This window comes from Acinetobacter sp. CIP 53.82, assembly GCF_000369465.1.
GTDB classification, from domain to species: Bacteria; Pseudomonadota; Gammaproteobacteria; order Pseudomonadales; family Moraxellaceae; genus Acinetobacter; species Acinetobacter indicus.
In genome coordinates, this window is sequence record NZ_KB850043.1 from 1 (window position 1) to 1,368 (window position 1,368).

A 1,368-nucleotide genomic window follows, 5' to 3' on the forward strand; every position below is an offset into this window, starting at 1 on the left:
AATTCGACTCATTTGATCTGCATACCCTGTCAGTAAACCAAAGCATATCAATCGTAAAGCAATATACCAATAATCTTCAGTTCCCAAGGAAATATGCCAGACATAACGTCCTCCTGCATCTGGGCTTAAATTATAAAGATGACTCGTTTCAGCATATTCTTCTGCCCAATGAAGAAGATACGGGTAAAGTTCTTTTATAAAATTTAAATCTCCACCTGCTGAATACTGTAAGGACATCGAATCTAAAGTATCAATAATCCGTCTTCTTCCAGAAGCAATATATCCACCAAACTTAGAATCATTTTTATAATGACTAAATCCATCAATAACGGCATATAATCCGTTTAATAATTCATCAAAATTCTCATGGTAATCTTGTATTAATAAATATTCATCTCGAAAGCTAATTTCATTATCTATTTCTAAGCTTTCCCATTTTTGCCAATCTATTTCTTGATCACCTACTTGTGTTGACATTCTTTTATCTCTCCAACATCTCGTTTGGTAAAACAAATTCTAATTTTATACCGTGTGCGGTTACTGTCAGTGTACACTTTGGCTAATTTAGGCCTTTACATTTCTCATAATGGTTGAAGTTATTTTTTTCTTTGGACTTATGATATTAAGAATGGGCAATAATATTATCCATATAAAAATAATGCCCCGAAGGGCATTTTTAATTCTATTCTTCACCATCATAATACCAATATACTTCACCCCAATCTTGTTCAGAAAGCGTTGGTAAAATCTCACCTTTACTAAAGTGCTGACGCTGATTTGGCTGGGCAGGAGTCGTCCAAAAACCTGTTTTCGTGGATTGCTCTCCACCTTTGATTTTAATTTTTTCTATAGTGGTTTCTGCTGAAACCGATTCAGCTTGCGATCTAGCAAAATCGACTAAATCTTTCGGATAAAATTGATGCTCTCGATAAGTTGAATCGTCAATATCTAATAGCCATGTCACAGCTGCTGCTTCCCATGACCAATAACCAAAATAACTGATGCCTGATCTAATATCAGGTTGTGGATGTTGATCATGATAAGGTTCACGACGACTGGCTTCATACCAATCTTCTAAGTATTGCAACATCATTGCTGGACGCTTTTCTGCATCAGCATCAAAAACTTTAATGAGCTTACGATAAGGCAAATGACGACGTGCATCGTTCGGTGGTATGCCTCGATCTGTTACAAATGGAGCAATCAATCGCTCGATTAAACCATCTTTTTCCTGCCCTTCAGGCGTTGCTTCCACATAATCGATAATCGTCATAATTCGACTCATTTGATCTGCATACCCTGTCAGTAAACCAAAGCATATCAATCGTAAAGCAATATACCAATAATCTTCAGTTCCCAAGGAAATAT

At 36.2% G+C, this 1,368-nt stretch carries 1 protein-coding gene and 2 pseudogenes; all 3 read right to left on the reverse strand.

Going from position 1 to position 1,368, the window contains the following annotated elements:
• Positions 1-477 (reverse strand): annotated as a pseudogene (locus tag F905_RS00190) (hypothetical protein); the annotation flags it as partial.
• Between the two features lie 4 nt (positions 478-481).
• Positions 482-589 (reverse strand): annotated as a pseudogene (locus F905_RS15620) (hypothetical protein); the annotation flags it as partial.
• Between the two features lie 93 nt (positions 590-682).
• Positions 683-1,368: PoNe immunity protein domain-containing protein (locus F905_RS00195; protein WP_034597316.1), on the reverse strand; the 686-nt coding region annotated here is incomplete at its 5' end.